At 42.3% G+C, this 17,883-nt stretch carries 12 protein-coding genes; 5 read left to right on the top strand and 7 right to left on the bottom strand.

All coding sequences use genetic code 11. The features are described 5' to 3' along the window. Positions 1–10: 10 nt before the first annotated feature. Positions 11–4,189 carry a type II CRISPR RNA-guided endonuclease Cas9 gene (gene cas9, locus R8389_RS01250; protein ID WP_317637707.1) on the bottom strand — a complete coding sequence of 1,393 codons (4,179 nt, stop codon included), beginning with the start codon at positions 4,187–4,189 and terminating at the stop codon, positions 11–13. Positions 4,190–4,282: 93 nt separating this feature from the next. Then, positions 4,283–5,200 (bottom strand): L-lactate dehydrogenase, encoded by a 918-nt coding sequence (locus tag R8389_RS01245; RefSeq protein WP_317637706.1) that lies wholly within the window; start codon positions 5,198–5,200, stop codon positions 4,283–4,285. Positions 5,201–5,398: 198 nt separating this feature from the next. Here R8389_RS01245 and R8389_RS01240 point away from each other — a divergent pair, with 198 nt between their 5' ends. Then, entirely contained in the window at positions 5,399–6,340 is a 942-nt protein-coding gene (locus R8389_RS01240) for an aldo/keto reductase (protein ID WP_317637705.1), read from the top strand. 69 nt (positions 6,341–6,409) lie between these two features. Here the strand turns inward: R8389_RS01240 and rpoN are convergent, their stop codons facing one another. Further along, positions 6,410–7,669, bottom strand: a complete 1,260-nt coding sequence (gene rpoN / locus R8389_RS01235; protein ID WP_317637704.1) for an RNA polymerase factor sigma-54 — start codon at positions 7,667–7,669, stop codon at positions 6,410–6,412. A 490-nt stretch (positions 7,670–8,159) separates the two neighbouring features. Here rpoN and R8389_RS01230 point away from each other — a divergent pair, with 490 nt between their 5' ends. From R8389_RS01230 to R8389_RS01215, 4 genes are all read left to right on the top strand, one after another. Continuing rightward, on the top strand, positions 8,160–9,131 hold the full coding sequence (locus R8389_RS01230; RefSeq protein ID WP_317637703.1) for an ABC transporter substrate-binding protein: 972 nt from the start codon (positions 8,160–8,162) through the stop codon (positions 9,129–9,131). Positions 9,132–9,526: 395 nt separating this feature from the next. Beyond that, complete coding sequence (locus R8389_RS01225; RefSeq protein WP_317637702.1) at positions 9,527–10,495, top strand: ABC transporter substrate-binding protein; 969 nt, start codon at positions 9,527–9,529, stop codon at positions 10,493–10,495. Between the two features lie 28 nt (positions 10,496–10,523). Then, positions 10,524–11,441 (top strand): ABC transporter permease, encoded by a 918-nt coding sequence (locus R8389_RS01220; RefSeq protein WP_317637701.1) that lies wholly within the window; start codon positions 10,524–10,526, stop codon positions 11,439–11,441. Then, positions 11,419–12,222, top strand: coding sequence for an ABC transporter ATP-binding protein (locus R8389_RS01215; RefSeq protein ID WP_317637700.1), 804 nt, complete (start codon positions 11,419–11,421; stop codon positions 12,220–12,222). The genes R8389_RS01220 and R8389_RS01215 overlap by 23 nt, the downstream gene beginning before the upstream one ends. A gap of 47 nt (positions 12,223–12,269) precedes the next feature. Here R8389_RS01215 and R8389_RS01210 read toward each other — a convergent pair whose 3' ends face one another. The 4 genes from R8389_RS01210 to R8389_RS01195 form a co-directional block, all read right to left on the bottom strand. Further along, positions 12,270–14,366, bottom strand: a complete 2,097-nt coding sequence (locus R8389_RS01210) for a BglG family transcription antiterminator (RefSeq protein ID WP_317637698.1) — start codon at positions 14,364–14,366, stop codon at positions 12,270–12,272. Between the two features lie 64 nt (positions 14,367–14,430). After that, entirely contained in the window at positions 14,431–15,579 is a 1,149-nt protein-coding gene (locus R8389_RS01205; protein WP_317637697.1) for a mannitol-1-phosphate 5-dehydrogenase, read from the bottom strand. Beyond that, positions 15,579–16,022, bottom strand: coding sequence for a PTS mannitol transporter subunit IIA (locus tag R8389_RS01200; protein WP_317637696.1), 444 nt, complete (start codon positions 16,020–16,022; stop codon positions 15,579–15,581). The genes R8389_RS01205 and R8389_RS01200 overlap by 1 nt, the downstream gene beginning before the upstream one ends. 14 nt (positions 16,023–16,036) lie before the next feature. Beyond that, entirely contained in the window at positions 16,037–17,839 is a 1,803-nt protein-coding gene (locus R8389_RS01195) for a PTS mannitol transporter subunit IIBC (protein ID WP_317637695.1), read from the bottom strand. Positions 17,840–17,883: the final 44 nt, after the last annotated feature.

Below are 17,883 nucleotides of genomic sequence, written 5' to 3'. Positions count from 1 at the left end.
TTTTTGACATTTACAAATCAGTAATTCGAACTTGTTTTTCAAATAAGCCGGTCGGCGATTGGAAGAGTAACTTGGCATCTGGTGAGAGGGTAATACCAGATGTCACTGTCATCATACCAAATAAAGTCTTAATTCCTAGATTCTTCAAATTACCCAGAACCAAATTATCATGCAAGCCATTGAGAATTTGCTTAACTGTATTCTTCTTTTCACTAATCTCCAGAGTCAGAAATTTTTCGCGACCATTGTGAAGCCCCCTTCTAAAGCCATTAGTATCAAATAAGGGCAGGTAGCGGTCAACCTTGGTTAGAATTTCGTCATAAACATCAATCAGTAACTGATCTATGTTATCACCCTGCTTAAAGTTATCGGTCACTATCCGCATCGCTTCTGGCGACAAGGTTAATTGCTTGGCATTAGCCATATAAACTGACGAATACAGCATAAATTTACGGTCGCCATCAATTACGACTTGTTTGTAAAGCACACGTCCACCGAGGATTCTAAAGTCTTTAAAGCCTCGCTTGGGCTTACCCTTCTTGTCGTACATCACTAGCGGTGTCAAGGTCTGCTTTAGAACCGCATCATAATTACCCGCTTTAGCCGCCTGCTTTAAGTCAGCTAGCGCCCGCATCGGCACTCCAACCACCTTGTAAACCGCATCTTTAGCCTTTTCAATCTTAACAATAGCCATGTAGGCATCTGCGTTACCGCTATAGCCACCGTAGATGGCTGGATTAAGTCCCTTACCCTTAGGAATAAGACTTCTAGTAGCGGCAGTGTCGCGTTCAGCGCGCGGATAGACCGTCATATTGAACAGGTTGCGCTCTTCCGTCGTTGTTTCCCGTGATACCAGCATGAACTTGAAATTATAGGCGCGACGCAGTTTATCAAAGATATCTGGGTGCTTGTAAAAGACAATGTGGTCCGTAAAGTTTTCAACTATCTCTTCTGGTGCCTGGTGTTTTTCGTTATCTTTTTGCAGCAGCGGCCACAAGAAGTTAAACGTTTTGACTTTTTCCATTGTTTCGTCTTTTTGCTTGGAGTCATTACCAAACCGTTGATATTGACCATAAACAAAGAAGGGACGAAGTTTCGGATAGACCTGGTACAAAAAGTTGCCACAAATTGCCGATAAATAAGCATCGATGGCGTGATGGTAATCATTGACTTCCCGGCTCTTGTACAAGGACAGCCGTTTGCGCAAGGCTGAATTATCCTTGGCTTTAACCGTAATGATTTCAGAATCAGGATACTTATCTTGAAGAATAACCGCCACTAACTTAATAATTTGGCTCGTCTCTACTAATTGACGGTGGATAAAGCCGGACTTTTGATACTTGTATAGATGATCCGGATCCAGCATTAAGTTAGTCAATTTGGTCTTGCTAATCAGACCCACCTTTTGCCAAACTTTCCACATTTGCGTAATTGTCATACTAAGTCCCACCGCTGTCTTATTGCCAAAACGTTTAAATGGTACATCATCAGATTTTTGTGCATTCAGCGGGCTTGCGGTCAAAACACGGTTATCTAAGGAGTCATCCTTAACAAAGGACTGCGGTAGAATATGGTCGATTTGATACTTAGTCGTAATTTCATCGATATTTATTCTCTGGCCCGTATAAGCATCCCGACCGGCCTGCATGAAGTAGAGAAAATATTTATCTTGTGCTAATTGGCGACTTTCCATTTTCTGCTTTAAATTATTGGTTAACTCCTGGTCAACGAGCTCTTTGGCTGTATCGCTATATACCTTCAAAAGTTTACTGCCTCGGATTTGCGTAAGTTTGGGGTTGGGATCCGGGTTACGGGTAAATTCAACTGCAAATTGGGCTGGCACCTTGCCACCAGTCGCCTTAACCACATCGTCAACCACCTTAACCACTTGCCTGATGGCTTTCTTATTGGCTGGTGAGGTATAGGCGTCGGCCAAAATATCTTCGACACCACTTCTTTTAGTGACAGCTTGATTTTCTTTTTCGATAGCCGCTTTGAAGGCGGGTTCATTAACAATCTGCATAAAGTTCTGCTGACTGTCCCACAACCGCTCCATGATGTTCTGACCGTTCTGATCATGCAGCTCTACTAGTAATCTACGTGATAACCTGCCCCAACCCTTGAGCCGCCAAGTCGATATAGCCTTGAATTGTTCGGGAGTTAACCAGGTAATTTCACGCAGTTTTTCTTGAAAAATCCTCGTATCTTCAAAGACTGTTGACCATTCAATAATTTGCTCAAAATCCTTCTCATACTGCGGGTTATCAAGCTCCTGGCTGAAGACACCGAGATTTTTCAAATGATAAAAGCTGGCTAGGCTGGAATTGAACTTCTGCGGATCAGCCAGCCCCTTAATATCAACATATTGGAGATGATGGTTGGTCTGCAGATACGTAATTAAACTGCTGGCTGTGACTGTCTTTCGGGTCTTAAACAGGCCCTCATAAATCTCCTGCTTGGTAGGAACATCAAGCCGGCTGCCATTAATTCTAATATTGTTTAGTTCATTTAAAACCTCATACTTTTGGTAGAGCAGGCTATTGGCCGGCACGACATCTTCACCGAGCAGGTAAGTATCCTTGAGCGTCATCCGTTTAATAAAGCGGTTGGCCGACTCAATTCGATCTACTTTAGCTTCAAAGTTCCAGGGCGTGATTGCACCATCTGCTTTGCGTACCATCCAGGCAAAACTTTTGCCCGAAGTCTTCTCCTGGTCATCAGGCGTAATCATTGGTCCTACATAGTAGGGCACGCGGAATCTAATCAGCTCGTCCAGCTTGTATGGTGCCTGCTTTTGGTGATCTACGACCGGATTCTCCTCTGCCAGGAAGGGGTAATACTTGCTCTGCATCTTGATAATCTGGTCTAACTCTCGTTGGTGCAGCTGGAAGGGAATAACACCGTTAGCCGAGGTGCGCTGTTTAGGCATGAAGTTGTCTTCTTCAATTTCTTGCAAAATAGTTTGTGCATCTTCAGAATCATCCACATTTTTTTGCACCAGCTTATAGAAGTCTTCCTTGTTCAAAACATTTTTGAAACCCAATTCCTGCTTAGCTTTGAGTAAGCTACCGTGGCGGTTGTTGACATAGAGGTCGTATGCTAGGCGCAAGCTTTGGCCCTTTTTGCGATCATGTTGGCTGTGCACAACGGACTTAAGCAACCGATAGTCCTTACTGTGCTGTTGATACTTGCCAATCATGGATTCCGACAGCGACTTACCTTCATCGACAATATTACTCAAGGTAATGGCACCGAACAACAGCTTGATCTCGGCTATAATGGTCTGCTCATTATCGCTCAGCTCAGGCAACAGTGCATCTAGTTTGTCATCGGCATCTTCATCGCTTAGTTTGAAGTTCCAGGCGTTTTGATCAGCCTTTTCGATTTCTTTACCTAAAATCACTTCAAATCGCGTCTTATAACCCATCAAAGCATTAGCGAGTTGCTTGGCTAGGTTCTTAGCCTCCTTATTAGTTGGATCGACCAGCAATTGGGTAATCTTCTTAACCTTATCAAGCTTGGCGACCGTCTTTGCCTCATCTTCACCTTTGATGATTTTTTCAATTTCCGCAGCATTAGCAACCTTCAGCTTGATCAGATCTGCGTTCTCGCCAGCCATGTCCGCCAAAGCAGAATTAATCGATTCTAGGGCTGCAGCCACCTTAATTTTTGATGCTTCAAAGTTTTTGACAGGCGTATCCTGCAGAAAATTACCACGATACTTGACGATATGGTGCATTGCCATAAAGATTGCTCGCAGGTCAAACTGTTTATCCTCAGTCATTAGCGCATAGCGCAAGTGGTAGATTGTTGGATAGTCTTGGTAAAAAGCACGGTCTTCTTCTGGCGTGGGGAAAACAATGGCCTGGTATTTGGGCCGATCGTTGTCCAGTGGCGATATCCAGGATTGATGTAACCGCGCGAAGAAGTTCTCATCTACTTCAGCCATTGGCTCAGCAAAAATTTCTTCTAAAAGCTTCAGGCGCCACTTCCTACGCTTTAGCCGCCTACGGGTGGTTCGAAAGCTACGCCGGTCAGCAGCTGAATGTCCTTCTTCAAACAAATGCGAGCCAATTGCAGTTTTACCGCGCAGCTTCAACAAAGTATTCTGCTTATCAGTCACGGCCCAGCCGCATGAGTTTGTCCCGATATCGAGGCCTAAAATATAATCGTCTGCTACTTTTACCATATTTTTCTCCTTAATAAATGACCTTTTTTATTCTTTAAGAATAGCAAAAACTGGTAGCACTTACAATGCTACCAGTTAGCCTTTTCGTTATTATTAGTTAAATTCTTTAGCCGCCTTGGCCTTAATTGTTTCAGCTGAATGCCGTAGCTGCTGCTCTTCTTCCTCAGTCAATGCCAAGTCAAGAGTTTGAATAATCCCATCGCGGCCCACAATTGCCGGATACGACAAGTAAGTGCCGTACTCTTGGCGGTAGTTGGAGACTGGCATTTCAGCGCGTGCATCACTTTGAACAACTTCAAGCAAGCGCGTTGCAGCTGCCGCAATGGCATAATTAGTATACTGCTTGCCCTTGTATACAGTCTGGCCTCCGAACTTGATTTCCTCATTCAAATCTTCTAACTTCCAAGGCTGATTTTGAGCCAGTTCAATTATCGGCCGTTCTAATACCTTAACAGTCGACCAGGCGGTAAATTGCGAATTGCCATGCTCACCCAAGTTAAAGCCTTGAACTGAACGTGGATCAACACCCATGCGCTTACCTACAGCTCGCTTCATTCTGGCCGTATCAAGCAAGGTACCCGTACCGATAACATGCTTTTTCGGCAAGCCCGTCAGCTCTTGATACATACTGGTAATGACGTCTACCGGGTTGGTAATGGCAATGATAATGCCATTAAACCCGCTCTGCTTGATAGCCGTTGCAATTGCCCCAATCCGCTCCTTGTTATAGCGTAATTCGGCAAAGCGGTCGCCGCCCGCTTCCAAGGCAATGTTGCCAAAGGCCGAGATGATAACATCGGCGTCTTTCAAGGCGGCGTAATCATTGCTAATAATATTGGTATGGTGATTGAGATTAGCCATTGCATCTTCAAAATCAAGCGCATCCGAAGCTAATTTAGCCTCATTCACATCAATTAAGACCAAGTCATCAACTAATCCCGCAATAATTAGTTGATGTGCTACCGTGCTACCAACATGTCCGTCGCCAATAATCCCGACTTTATGACTCATAATATTTCCCTCCTGTAGTTAATTTAAGGAACATTTTCTAAATAATATACTCTATTTATTAACAATATTCATTAAAAATAATAAATTATTTAAATTTTTACTCAAATAATTATTAAGTTTAATTTATCTTTAACTCAATCTTTTGATGTACTTATTTTGTTTCAAAAGCCTTATACTACAGGTAGGAGGTCTTACACTATGAGACAAATTAAAATTGGCAACACAAACTTTACTGGTTCTGCCGTTGCATTAGGCATCATGCGCATGAGCCAGTTAACAGTCGACGAGGCGGTCAAGACGCTAGAAACCGCACGCGAGACGGGCATTAATTATATAGATTCAGCTGACATCTACGGTCATGGCAAGTCTGAAAAAATTTTCGGTCAGGCATTCGCAAAATCTGCTTTAAACCGTGATGACTTTTATATCCAGTCCAAGACTGGTATCTTCGAAGAACCTGCACTCAACTACAAGACTACCCGCTATGATTTTTCTAAAAAACATATTCTCAGTGCAGTTGACGGTATTCTCTCCCGGATGAAGATTGATTATCTAGACAGCCTGCTTTTGCATCGGCCAGATGCATTGATGGATCCCGATGAGATCGGAGCCGCCTTTGACGAATTGCAAACAGCTGGCAAGGTACGCCACTTCGGCGTATCCAACTTCAACCCTAGGCAGGTTGATTTGCTGCAAAGCGGCATCAGCCAGCAGCTATTAATTAACCAGTTGCAGTTCAGTATTATGCACACCGGTCCAATCGACTTCAACATCCATACCAACATGACCGATGAGCGCAGTATTGACCATGACCGCGGCATTCTGGACTACTCTCAGCTCCATCACATGACGGTACAGGCCTGGTCGCCTTTCCAGTACGGCCAGATTGAGGGCAACTTTATTGGCAACCCGCAATTTCCTGAAGTCAACGCCACCCTGCAAAAGCTAGCTGACTCTAAGGGCGTCTCCAAGAACGCAATTGCCGCAGCCTGGATCCTGCGCCATCCAGCTAAGATCCAGGTCATCATTGGCACGATGACCCCTGACCACATTTTTGACAGTGCTCGGGGCGCTGACATCAACCTGACGGCTCAGGAGTGGTATGACCTCTACCTAGCTGCTGGTAATGACTTACCATAATATTTTTAAGCAAAAAAAGTCCTGGTGAACCCAAATTCACTAGGACTTTTTGTGTGACCATTAACATTATCAATACTTGTGCTTGCGCCCATAACTGTTGGGAATGTTTAACTTTTGCCGGTACTTGGTAATTACCCGTCTGCTCAATTTGACCCCAGCTTCAGCAAAAATTCCGACTAATTGCTGGTCACTTAACGGCTGGTCTTCTGCTGCAATTATTTTTTGCAGGTCGTACTCAATCCGCGCTGGGGACAAATCCGTCGTCACCTGACGGGGAAAGAGTATTTTTAGACTAAAAAGCTTGTTTTGACACTGGATGTACTTGTCCTTAATCGCCCGACTAATCGTGCTAGGTGCCAGGTTCAGAGCCTGGGACGCCTCCTTTAGGCCTAGTGGCTTCAGCTCTTGCTTTTTTAGAGACATTAAGAATGGCTGTTGGACTTCACCAACAAAGTGACCTAATCGCATAATCGTCTTTTGACGCTGGTCAAGCGCATTCTTCATTTCCAGATAGTCTTGTTTCTGCTCAGTAAAGTACTTCTTTTGCGGTGCCTGATCCTTTAATTCTGCATACGCTGGTTCATCAAAAATCAGCTCTGGAATCTGCGACTGGCAGCTTTCAACCGTCAGCCGCCCGTCTTCAACCTTGTAGCTTAAATCTGGTAAAAGATACTGCGTGTTATTGTCGACAACATACTCACTTGCGGGGTGTGGATCAAGGGTCTGAATGCAAGCTAGCGCCTGGGTCAATTCTGCCTCTGTGAATTTTGACTTGGGCCACTGCTGCGGGCTAGCCAATAATTCCAACTGGCCTGCCTCTAAAATCTGCCTGGCAACCTGATCGAAATTCGTTTTTTGCCTAGCTTGAAGTAACAGACACTCATTTAGATTTGTAGTACCAATCCCGCAGGGATCGAGTTCTTGCAGCAGCGTGCGAGCATGGTTTAAGTCTACCAATGAAAATTCCGTTTGAGTGGCTATGTTAGCTAAATCAGCGCGGAGGTAGCCGTCTGAGTCTAAGCTGAAAATAAGCAATTTAACTGCTCTCTGCTCCCTGCTGGTCCAGTCGCTTAACCGTACTTGTCCCAACAAATGGTCAACTAAGTTTTCACCTGCTGGCGCCCGCAACCACTCCAAGTTTTGCATTTCTGCCCTCGGCTCACGTAGCGAAACAAAGGGATCACGCTCGCTCAAGTCTTTCAGCGCGTTGACCAAATCATAAGTACTGTAAGACAGGACTGTTAGATTCTGCTTCAGCTTAGGCGACAGAAAAAGCCGTGTCACTAACTGCTCTTGTGGTTTCAGTACCAATCTTTGCAATTGTGCCATCGACTTTTCTCCTTTCTTTTCCCAAGACAATTTATGTTGTTCTTTAATTATAGCCGATTAATAGAGCGCTTTCTAACCCTTGCCACTTTTTTCTACACGTCCAAGGTATATTTAAGCGTCCCGGCAGGCGGATTTTGCGCGGACCCACTCGCTCTAATTAATCACAAAATTAAATTTAGCCTTGACGTTTTCTATTTTATCTTTTATACTTTCCTCATTAAGGCTGGAGGTAATTCTCATGAAGAATTTGAAACATAATCTACAACTTAATAATTGTTATTATCTTAGCTACTATAGATAAGGTTTGGATTCATCTTAGGTGGATTCAAACCATACGCGTTTGAATTTATCTATGATGGCTAGACCCTTTTTAGTGCGATTAGCCACATAGCTTTCTAAGTGGCTAATCGCTTCATGATTAATTACCTCAGGATAATTCTTGTTGTACCCACTTAGGAGTAAGTGGGTATTTTTTTATGGAGGCATGAAAATGCAGATCAAAAAATTAGTTACCGGAATTACCTTGGCGGGGCTCTTGCTCTTAGGCGGCTGTTCCAGCAAAGAGGCTGGCTCAGACAAGACAGTGGTCAAACACGTCGGGGTTTTACAAGTGGTCCAGCACCCGTCCCTAGATAAGGCCTACAAGGGCTTTAAGGAAGGCTTAAAAGAAGGTGGCTATACCGAAGGCAAAAACCTTAAAATTGACTACCAAAATGCGCAAAATAATCAGGACAATCTAAAGAGCATGAGTGAAAAGTTGGTTAATGCAAAGTCCGACTTGATCTTGGGCATTGCCACACCGGCGGCTCAGAGCGTAGCCAACGCAACCCAAGACATTCCCGTCGTGGTTACCGCCGTAACTGACCTTAAAGCAGCCAAGTTAGTTAAGTCGAATACTAAACCTGGAACCAATGTCACTGGCACAACTGACATGGTTTCAATTAAAAAGCAAATTGACCTGCTTTTATCGATTGTGCCCAAGGCCAAGACCATTGGTATCATGTACAATGCTGGTGAGTCCAATTCTAAAATTCAAGCAGATATGGCTATTGCCGTGTTAAAGAAAGCCGGCGTCAAGGTGGTTGTCAAGACTGCCAACACAACTAATGACGTACAACAAGTGACTGAAACTTTAGCCAGCAAGGTTCAAGGAATCTTTGTTCCGACTGACAACACCTTTGACTCCGCCGCTTCAGTTGTCGGTAAAGTAGTCAAAGAAAAGAAGGTCCCGCTCGTTGCCGCCTCAATTGACCAAGTTAAAACCGGTGGTCTAGCTTCAATTGGGATTGATTACGAACTCCTCGGTAAGCAAACCGGTAAAATGGCGGCCAAGATTTTAGCTGGTAAAGCCAAGCCGCAAGATCTACCCGTTGAAAAGGCCCGTGACATGAAGTTAGTGGTCAACAAGGAGATGGCCCAAGCTCTGGGTATCAACCCCAAATCAATCAAGGCGCCCCAATAAGCTAATTTACTCGCTCGTAAATTTACTTGCATCTCCTTTATCCAATTGAGTAAGTTAGTGAATTTTTCCTTGACTTTCAATTTTTATTATTTTATAATTTTTTCATTGAGGTTGGAGGTAAATTCTGATGAATTTAAAACAAAACTTACAACTGAATAACCGTTTTTACTTTAGCTATTTTAGATAGCGTTTGGGTTCATCTAGGTGAATTCAAACGAAACGCAAGTTTGAATTTATCTATGATGGCTAATGCCCTTTAAATGCGGTTAGCCCCATAGCTTTCTAAGTGGTTAACCGCAAACGATTTCTTAATTCGAGATAATTCTGTAGTACCCACTTATGAAGTAAGTGGGTACTTTTATTTTTAGCTGTTTCTGGATAATGGAGGAAGAAAAATGCATATTAGAAAATTGGTCACTGGAATCACAATGACAGGATTACTATTGCTTGGCGGTTGTAGCAGCAAGCAAGGCGGCTCTAAATCAGCCGTTAAGCACGTCGGCATCTTACAAGTCGTGCAACACCCATCCCTAGACAAGGCATATAAGGGCTTTAAAGAGGGGCTGAAAGAGGGGGGCTACACTGAAGGCAAAAACCTTAAGCTAGATTACCAAAATGCGCAAAATAGCCAAGATAATCTGAAGAGTATGAGTGAAAAACTGGTCAACGAGAAGTCAGATTTAATTCTGGGAATTGCCACTCCGGCCGCCCAAAGTCTGGCTAACACCACCCAAGACATTCCGCTTGTAGTCACAGCGGTGACTGATCTCAAGGCGGCTAAGTTAGTCAAGTCGGACGCTAAACCAGGCAGAAATGTTACGGGTACGACCGACATGGTGTCAATTGACAAGCAAATCAACTTACTCTTGTCAATTGTACCTAAGGCCAAGACCATCGGGGTAATGTATAATGCCGGTGAGGCCAATTCAAAGATTCAGGCTGACATGGCCATTGCTGCCCTCAAGAAGGCTGGTGTTAAGATAGTTGTTAAGACTGCTAACACAACTAACGATGTGCAGCAAGTAACCGAAGCCTTGGCTGGTAAAGTGCAAGGAATTTACGTGCCAACTGACAACACTTTTGCCTCAGCCGCCGCGATCATCGGCAAAGTAGTTAAAGAAAAGAAAGTTCCCCTTGTTGCAGGCTCTGTTGACCAGGTTAAGACCGGGGGCTTAGCCACTATCGGAATCGATTACGAACTGCTCGGTAAACAAACAGGTAAGATGGCTGCCAAAATCTTAGATGGTAAGGCCAAGCCACAGGACATGCCCGTTGAAAAGGCCGAAAATTTAAAGTTGGTTGTTAATAAAGAGATGGCTAAAGCTTTAGGGATTGATCCTAAATCAATTAAGGCACCTAAATAACTTTTAGAAAGGTCGTAAACACAAAATTATGTTAAATACTTTTTGGGACTTATTTCTTTCAGCATCCTCACAAGGATTGCTCTGGTCATTGATGGCCATAGGCGTTTATCTGACTTTTCGAATCCTCGATTTAGCTGATATGACCGCTGAAGGTAGTTTTCCCTTAGGCGGAGCTATAGCCACGATGTGTCTAATTAAGGGCATCAACCCCATTTTGGCAACCATTGCCGCTTTTGGGGGCGGACTTGTTGCTGGATTAGTTACTGGCTTGCTCAATACCAAACTGCAAATTCCCTCGTTACTTGCCGGAATCATCACAATGACTGGTCTCTACTCCATTACCTCGCGGGTAATGCAAAATGCTGCCAACGTTTCACTGCTGGGCAAGAATACTATTTTTACAATTGCTCAAAACTGGGGCTTATCGCGCAACAATGCGGTAATTGTCATGGGGGCGTTGATTGCCCTGCTTGTAGTTGGCTTACTAGTTATCTTTTTTCGGACTGAAATTGGTCTAGCCATGCGAGCAACGGGCGACAATCCGGAAATGAGTGCCGCCAACGGAATTAAGACCCAAGGTATGAAGATTCTCGGCTATATGATTTCTAACGGCTGTATTGCCCTGTCTGGCGCATTATTGGCCCAAAACAATGGCTTTGCCGACTTAAATTCGGGTGTTGGTACGATCGTTATTGGCCTGGCATCAATTATTATCGCCGAAGTACTGCTGCGTAACCTGTCAATTGGAGCACGGATGCTTTCCCTAGCACTAGGTGCTATCATCTACCGCTTAATCCTGGCGCTAGTTTTCCAAATGAACGTTGAACCTTCAGATGCCAAACTGGCTTCTGCTTTAGTATTAGTTGTTTGCCTGGCATTGCCGAATTTTCATTTACCACGTAACCTTAAAGGAGGAAGCAAAAATGTCTCAAGTACTAAAGATTAAAAATTTGCATCAAACCTTTGAGCGTGGCACAGTTAACGAAAATCGGGTACTACGCGGCGTTGAACTTGAGCTCGCAGCTGGTGACTTCGTTACCATTATTGGTAGTAACGGAGCTGGTAAATCAACCCTCTTAAACAGTATTGCGGGCACTCTGCCAATCCAAGCAGGACAGATTATCTTGAAGGACCAAGATATCAGCAAACTACCAGTGACCAAACGGGCCAAGAACATCAGCCGAGTCTTTCAAGATCCCAAGATGGGAACAGCCGTCAGGTTAACCGTCGAAGAGAATTTGGCACTAGCCATGAAACGCGGGCAACACCGCGGCTTTCGTGCCGGCGTCAAACGTCAAGACCGCAAGTACTTCAAAGAGCAGCTGGCCCAGCTCGACCTAAATTTGGAAAACCGCTTAGAGACCGAAATCGGCTTGCTTTCAGGCGGGCAACGACAGGCCATTACTCTACTCATGGCCACACTCCAGCGGCCCGACCTGATTTTACTCGATGAGCATACCGCAGCACTTGACCCCCAAACTTCCATTACCGTTATGCAGCTGACCGAAAAGCTAATTAGTGAGCAAAAATTGACCGCCTTCATGGTTACCCACAACATGGAAGATGCCATTCGCTATGGCAACCGGTTGATTATGTTGCACCAAGGCCGTGTAGCAATCGACCTCGCAGGTGCGGAAAAACAAAACCTGACCGTCTCAAAACTAATGGAACTCTTCCAAAAGCAAGTTGGTAATGGTCTAAAGGATGATGCCCTGCTTTTAGGCTAGAACAATAGCTCAAAAAATAATCTGAAGCGATTGCTTCAGATTATTTTTTATGCCTGATGTTCCAAAACTGCCAAGAATTTATCTGCTAAGAACTCCTGTAATTGCTTCGTAGTTCCATTTTCAAACATAGCCATACTTTCATTATTCATTACTAGCATACTGCTAATCATTCCTAATGCCTGAGTTTCACTAGATGCATCTTTTTCAGGAGCGAGCATAATCAAAAATCTTTTCACTTCTATTTCTTTACGATCCATTGCAAGCATTTTAACTGGAATTTGCAACTCACAAACTGTAACATCTGCTTGATGGACACTTGCACTGCTAGTATGCACTAACGCTAAATGGGTATGAGGCAAACCTACTGGTGATAAGTTAATTCGATAGAGCAGTTTTTGAGCAACTGATTCAGCATCAGCAATCACTTCTTCCGGAAGTTGCTTAACAATACCATTAATTATGTGCTTTAGTAACTGTCCACTTGTGTTTTCAAATTTAAAAACGACTATTTGCGCAGCTATCCGAGCATATAGGTCAACTTCTTTTTTATGTGCTAGCAAGCGCGGCAATGCTGGTTGTTTGGGTTTCTTTTTTTTCAAATTAGCGTATTTAAATTGGTAAGTCTTCAGATATTTTTTGATTTTTTTGACTTCATTATTTAAAAGCAGCGGACTCACAACTTGATAGTCACGCGGGAAGCCCGGTAAATCGACCGTTGTCAAAACTAAATCGTAATTAGCCAAATCAAGTTGCTTTAATTTGGCAATTTTAGTTGTATCAATCTGACTAATTTCCGGCACTTCTTGTTGCAAACGACTTTTTAAAATTTGCGAGGTTGAAAATCCATTTTCACAAATCACCAATGCACTCAACCCATGATAATATTTATGGTTTTCGCACTCATTGGCAAAGTACAGCAACAACAACTGCTTCTCATATTCGCTAAGATATTTTTGTGTGAATACTTCTTGCCACTTTTCAGCAATAATATTTGCTAGTTTTTGATACTTTTGCTCTAAAATTTTGATTGAAGCTAAATTTGCTTCAGGTAATAGTAATTGGTTCTTTTTTAACAAGCTCTCTATATGATAAGCTGATTTTTCAAAAAAAGTCGGATTACGGGTAAAGTCCCAGCCATATGCCGTAGATACTAAAGAGATAAATTCTTTTATCTGAATAGAAGTTGATAGATCAATGTCATCAAAGTTCTTTGGGATAACCTGATGGTCGCTGTTCTGTAACTGAACCGCTAAAAATTTCACTTCCTCTTTGGGCAATTTTTCCCCAATATTCTGATAGTTCAAATTTGCCAAGTATTTGTACGTCAGCCCCAAATACTTAATATCAACACTTTCATTAGTTATCTTGCTCAAATTGCAGCCTTGGGAAAACCGGTAGATTGTTAGAGCAAACATTAAAACGAGTGATATGGTTCTTTGGTCGTATATTCCTTTTATTTCAGGTAATACATTAACAGTCAGGGCTTCGTAGCTCTTGACTAGCAAATCAGTGGGAATCAGCAGGGCCAAGAAATTACTCATGGCTTTCTTTTTATTTTGTAGACTCAATAAAAATTGATATTCATTTATTTCATTTAACACTACGCGGCAGAAAAGATACCGCCGAATATTTTCAGGTCCACTAACAATAATCCCAATCCCTTTTTTTCGCAGCAAATGCAAGCCATAGGCCTCTAGAGACTCGGCAACATCGTCTAGATCTCGTTGAACTGTGACTTGGCTAACCTCTAAATTCAAAGCCAAATCATTGATTTTCATTTCCGTACAGCTTAATAACAGCATCGCAACAATTGCATCTTGTCTTGATGCAGTAGAAAAATAATACATTTTCTTTTGATTAATCAAACTTTTTTTAACTTGTGTTAATGCGCCTTGACTACCCTCAATTTGGTAAAGACCTTTTCGATTAATTAAAATTACGCCCTGTTGCTCTAGATATAACCTTAAATCAGCAAATTCACGATACAAAGTACGCTGACTGACAGCCAACTGTTGTTCTAAATCAGCTAGAGAAAGTCCTTTCTTATTTTCAATCAACTTTAGTAAAATTTTTCTTTGTCGTTCAGTAAATACAACCATTTTCACCACCCCTGCTGGTATTATCATCAAGTAATCAGTTGGCATCAGCAAAAACAGTCATTCTTCAACTTAACTATCTCAAATGACTGTTCTTTCTGTTAAACAAATTTTATTTTTTAAACTCTTCTGATATGGCACCAGCAAGTGCATTGACCAAGTCTTGGTCCTTCAAGCCAGTTGTTGCAACTACTACTTCTGCAAACTTGTCTTGAATCATTTGTTGCAATTTTACACTTTCATCATCGTTAGAGACATCGAACTGGTAAATTTTAGCTGCCGTTGCCAGCAAATTACTATAATCTAGTCCTCTGTCCTTTGCTTCACGAATCGGTCTAATGAAACGCTCATCATAGCCCAACTTACGAATCGGCGTGCGGCCAACTCGGGCAATCGTATCAGAAATATATGGATTTTCAAAGCGCTTAATGATTTTTTCTTGGTACTTTTTATGCTTCGTCCGATCAAAATTCCACTTTGCAATCAGTAGGTCACCTGTTTCTTTTAAGACACCCTTTAACTGGCTCAGTACTCGATCATCTTTAATAGCCTCCCCGATACTATTGTAACCAAGGGTTTTACCTGTATAAGCAACAGTAGCATGCCCTGTGTTAACAGAAAATAATTTACGCTCAATATATGGCTCCAAGTCTGTGGCATAGTCAACTCCCGTCAATTTTAAAGAAGGATTTGCCATTTGCGACTTATCAACAATCCATTCTTTAAAGGGTTCAACCGAAACCATTAGTGGATCGTCATGTTCTTGCAAGGGGACTATTCGATCAACGGCCGCATTGGGAAAACCGATATATTTATCAGCAAACGTTTTATCACTATCTTCCAAGTGCTTGTATACTTCTTGCTTTAATAACTGAGAACCACCAATCATATTTTCACAAGCAATGATATCAATTTTTTGCTCATTACCTTTATCTTTTCGGGCATTAATTCCCTGGGCAATTAATTGCGCAATAAACTGTAAAATCTTTGGCCCAATGGCTGTTGTCACTATGTCTGTTTCGGCAATTGCAGCGATAACTTGGTCCGGGTTTTTACTATTATTAATTCCTCGGACGTTTTTAACGTTAATTTTCTGTTGTCCATCGGCCGCTAACTCAATTGTGTACTCATGACGTCTGTTCAGCTCATCAATAATTGTTTCGTTCACGTCGACAAAGGCAATCGCAAAGTCATTATCAGCTAATGTTTCACCAATAAAACCGCGGCCAATATTACCTGCTCCAAAATGTACTGCTTTCACTATTCTTCTACCTCTTTTAAAAGATCAATTACTTCTTGTTCTGACTGTGCATCTGCTAATTTGGCAACGTTTTCAACTTTTCTACAAAACAGTGCAATTTGTGACAAAACATTCAAATGTTCGTTATTTACACCAGCAATACCGAAAACCACCGTTACCACTTTATGATCATCATGGTTTTCCCCAAACTCGATTCCTTCAGGAACTTGAATAACGGAAATGCCGGTTTTTTCAATATACTTTTTACCCTCATCGATACCGTGTGGAATGGCAATAAAGTTACCAATATATGTTGAAAGTTCCTTATTGCGTTCGAGCATTGAATTAACATAACCAGGTTCAACACATCCGTTATCAACCAATAATTGACCGGCAGCTCGAATTGCGTCTTCTTTTGTGTCGAAGTGCTGATTCAGCTTAATCATCTTTTTATCAAGTTTCATTTTCTAAATCCTAACTACTCTAAATGGAAAATCAGATTTTTTAAATTTTTGTCCTTTAGCAGGTCATCAACAGCAACTATTTGTGCTTGTGAAACATGCCTTTTTAGTTGCTCTACCATTGCAGTTGTTGTGATTAGCAACTGATCTGGACTATCCTGAACATTTGCTAAAGATGTCTGGTTAGCAGTCAGGTTCTTTTGCGCCAGTTTAAGTTCATCGTTGAATGAACTTACTGCCATTGTGGTTGAGCCAACGTTTTCGTCTCCACTTACAAAGCTGATTTTTTTAACTCTTGCGAAATCAATCTGGCTGAATAAACCTGAAATATTTTCAGCTGGTTCTTCAGAAACACTATCAGAGTTAGCTTTATTAACATTCTGTTTTAGCATCTGTACAATTTCATCATAGCGTGAACTGTTCATGAAATTACCAACAGAAACATGAATTGCAGCGGGAGTTTTTTCGGTTGCCCGATCTGTTAGTTCCTTTTGCGTAACTACTAATAAATTGGGTTCTGGTTTTAAGTCGCGTACAGCAACATTGGTTACTGGAACAGTTGTTATGCCAGCTTTCTTTAACTTATCACGTAATAATGATGCACCCATTGCCGATGATCCCATACCAGCATCACAAGCAAAGATAATCTTTTTAATATCGGTTGAAGCCGATAACCCGTTGTTATTATTTGTAAGGCCCTTGGACTCAGCCTTCATTTGCTGCATTTCTGCCTGTTTAGTTTCAAGATCACCGCCAAGCGACTTGTCTCGCTTGAGAATAATTGCTGAGAGAATAAAGGAAACAATTGTAGCTACTAAAATACCTGCCAAGTTGGCAATATAACTGCCCTTAGGAGTCATCAATAGAATTGAAATAATTGACCCAGGTGAGGCAGCTGCTTTTAACCCAGCACCTAGTAACTGAAAAGTAAATGTTCCCGATATACCTGCCAAAATAGCAGGAACAATCAAGAGTGGTTTCATTAAAATATACGGGAAGTATATTTCATGGATACCACCTAAGAACTGAATAATAACTGCACCTGGTGCCGACGATTTAGAACTGCCCTTGCCGTACAGACAAAAAGCAAGTAAAATTCCTAACCCCGGACCAGGATTGGATTCCAGCAAGAAGAGGATTGACTTACCCGCCTGTCCTACTTGCTGAATACCTAATGGGACCAAAATACCATTACCAACCGCATTGTTAAGGAACAAGACTTTGGCTGGCTCAATAAAAATATTAGCTAGTGGCAGTAAGTGGGCCGAGATAATCCAAGAAACACCTTGAGCGGCAATGTTGCTACCACCAACCACCAAGGGGTTAACAATAAACTGCCCAATAATAGCCAGGACCATTCCGATAATCCCTGCAGAGAAATTTTGGTAAATCATTTCAAAGCCAGTTCTTATCTTGTCTGAAAATAGCCGGTCAAATTGCTTCATGCACCAGCCCCCAAAAGGTCCCATAATCATGGCACCGAGAAACATAGGTACATCGGCTCCGACAATTACACCTGTCGTTGCAATAGCACCGACAACGGCACCACGCTCCTCATATACCATGCGACCACCGACATAACCTATCAGTAGAGGTAGCAAATAATGGAGCATGGGATTAATTAATTTAGCAATTTGCGCATTAGGTAACCAACCTCCCGGCACCAAAAACAGTGCTGTTACCAGTCCCCAGGCAATGATTGCCGCAATATTAGGCATAATCATCCCGGAGAGAGCAGTACCAAAACGTTGAATCTTAGTTTTAATTGAACTTTTTTGTTTGACTGTCGTTTGCCCAACAGCCTGACTATCTTGTGTCATTTCTATCTCCTCCTATCAAACTTCGTTCATATTTTTATTTTATG

The sequence above is a fragment of the Lactobacillus xylocopicola genome (assembly GCF_033096005.1).
GTDB lineage: Bacteria > Bacillota > Bacilli > Lactobacillales > Lactobacillaceae > Lactobacillus > Lactobacillus xylocopicola.
The sequence above is the reverse complement of the archived record's forward strand: the minus strand, read 5'-3'. Positions and strand labels throughout refer to the sequence as shown.

Excerpts from the sequence above, each read along its gene's own strand:
- R8389_RS01245 (WP_317637706.1), bottom strand. The coding sequence starts at position 5,200 with ATGAGTCATAAAGTCGGGATTATTGGCGACGGACATGTTGGTAGCACG.
- R8389_RS01220 (WP_317637701.1), top strand. The coding sequence starts at position 10,524 with ATGTTAAATACTTTTTGGGACTTATTTCTTTCAGCATCCTCACAAGGA.
- R8389_RS01210 (WP_317637698.1), bottom strand. The coding sequence starts at position 14,366 with ATGCCAACTGATTACTTGATGATAATACCAGCAGGGGTGGTGAAAATG.
- R8389_RS01195 (WP_317637695.1), bottom strand. The coding sequence starts at position 17,839 with ATGACACAAGATAGTCAGGCTGTTGGGCAAACGACAGTCAAACAAAAA.
- R8389_RS01230 (WP_317637703.1), top strand. The coding sequence starts at position 8,160 with ATGCAGATCAAAAAATTAGTTACCGGAATTACCTTGGCGGGGCTCTTG.
- cas9 (WP_317637707.1), bottom strand. The coding sequence starts at position 4,189 with ATGGTAAAAGTAGCAGACGATTATATTTTAGGCCTCGATATCGGGACA.
- R8389_RS01200 (WP_317637696.1), bottom strand. The coding sequence starts at position 16,022 with ATGAAACTTGATAAAAAGATGATTAAGCTGAATCAGCACTTCGACACA.
- R8389_RS01240 (WP_317637705.1), top strand. The coding sequence starts at position 5,399 with ATGAGACAAATTAAAATTGGCAACACAAACTTTACTGGTTCTGCCGTT.
- rpoN (WP_317637704.1), bottom strand. The coding sequence starts at position 7,669 with ATGGCACAATTGCAAAGATTGGTACTGAAACCACAAGAGCAGTTAGTG.
- R8389_RS01215 (WP_317637700.1), top strand. The coding sequence starts at position 11,419 with ATGTCTCAAGTACTAAAGATTAAAAATTTGCATCAAACCTTTGAGCGT.
- R8389_RS01225 (WP_317637702.1), top strand. The coding sequence starts at position 9,527 with ATGCATATTAGAAAATTGGTCACTGGAATCACAATGACAGGATTACTA.